Genomic DNA, 1,855 nt, shown 5'->3' on the forward strand with positions numbered 1-1,855 from the left:
AGATCATTAAGAGATTATGAAGAACAACTTGTGTGGATTTTTACTGGTTGATTGATCGAAATTATTTTCATTGATTGATGGTAGAAATTACTCGAAGTTTATTTGAGAAATATTTGTCAGAAAATTGATGAGCCAGATTTGGTGTTTTGAATAAAGCACTATTGATTTTAAACTGAAGAGTTTGATCATGGCTCAGATTGAACGCTGGCGGCAGGCTTAACACATGCAAGTCGAGCGGAGTTGTGGTGCTTGCACCATAACTTAGCGGCGGACGGGTGAGTAATGCTTAGGAATCTGCCTATTAGTGGGGGACAACATCTCGAAAGGGATGCTAATACCGCATACGCCCTACGGGGGAAAGCAGGGGATCTTCGGACCTTGCGCTAATAGATGAGCCTAAGTCGGATTAGCTAGTTGGTGGGGTAAAGGCCTACCAAGGCGACGATCTGTAGCGGGTCTGAGAGGATGATCCGCCACACTGGGACTGAGACACGGCCCAGACTCCTACGGGAGGCAGCAGTGGGGAATATTGGACAATGGGGGGAACCCTGATCCAGCCATGCCGCGTGTGTGAAGAAGGCCTTTTGGTTGTAAAGCACTTTAAGCGAGGAGGAGGCTACTCTAGTTAATACCTAGGGATAGTGGACGTTACTCGCAGAATAAGCACCGGCTAACTCTGTGCCAGCAGCCGCGGTAATACAGAGGGTGCGAGCGTTAATCGGATTTACTGGGCGTAAAGCGTGCGTAGGCGGCTTTTTAAGTCGGATGTGAAATCCCTGAGCTTAACTTAGGAATTGCATTCGATACTGGGAAGCTAGAGTATGGGAGAGGATGGTAGAATTCCAGGTGTAGCGGTGAAATGCGTAGAGATCTGGAGGAATACCGATGGCGAAGGCAGCCATCTGGCCTAATACTGACGCTGAGGTACGAAAGCATGGGGAGCAAACAGGATTAGATACCCTGGTAGTCCATGCCGTAAACGATGTCTACTAGCCGTTGGGGCCTTTGAGGCTTTAGTGGCGCAGCTAACGCGATAAGTAGACCGCCTGGGGAGTACGGTCGCAAGACTAAAACTCAAATGAATTGACGGGGGCCCGCACAAGCGGTGGAGCATGTGGTTTAATTCGATGCAACGCGAAGAACCTTACCTGGTCTTGACATAGTAAGAACTTTCCAGAGATGGATTGGTGCCTTCGGGAACTTACATACAGGTGCTGCATGGCTGTCGTCAGCTCGTGTCGTGAGATGTTGGGTTAAGTCCCGCAACGAGCGCAACCCTTTTCCTTATTTGCCAGCGGGTTAAGCCGGGAACTTTAAGGATACTGCCAGTGACAAACTGGAGGAAGGCGGGGACGACGTCAAGTCATCATGGCCCTTACGACCAGGGCTACACACGTGCTACAATGGTCGGTACAAAGGGTTGCTACCTAGCGATAGGATGCTAATCTCAAAAAGCCGATCGTAGTCCGGATTGGAGTCTGCAACTCGACTCCATGAAGTCGGAATCGCTAGTAATCGCGGATCAGAATGCCGCGGTGAATACGTTCCCGGGCCTTGTACACACCGCCCGTCACACCATGGGAGTTTGTTGCACCAGAAGTAGGTAGTCTAACCGTAAGGAGGACGCTTACCACGGTGTGGCCGATGACTGGGGTGAAGTCGTAACAAGGTAGCCGTAGGGGAACCTGCGGCTGGATCACCTCCTTAACGAAAGATTGACGATTGGTAAGAATCCACAACAAGTTGTTCTTCATGACGATGTATCTGAGGGTCTGTAGCTCAGTTGGTTAGAGCACACGCTTGATAAGCGTGGGGTCACAAGTTCAAGTCTTGTCAGACCCACCACTACTGACTG

The 1,855-nt window shown here is 50.0% G+C and carries 1 tRNA gene and 1 rRNA gene; both read left to right on the top strand.

The window, feature by feature from the left end:
* Window positions 1-169: 169 nt before the first annotated feature.
* A 16S ribosomal RNA gene (locus tag GTU69_RS16775) occupies window positions 170-1,707 on the top strand.
* A 61-nt stretch (window positions 1,708-1,768) separates the two neighbouring features.
* Window positions 1,769-1,845 (top strand) — tRNA-Ile (locus GTU69_RS16780).
* The last annotated feature ends 10 nt before the right edge of the window (window positions 1,846-1,855 follow it).

The sequence above is a fragment of the Acinetobacter sp. SA01 genome (assembly GCF_011319235.1).
Taxonomy (GTDB): Bacteria; Pseudomonadota; Gammaproteobacteria; order Pseudomonadales; family Moraxellaceae; genus Acinetobacter.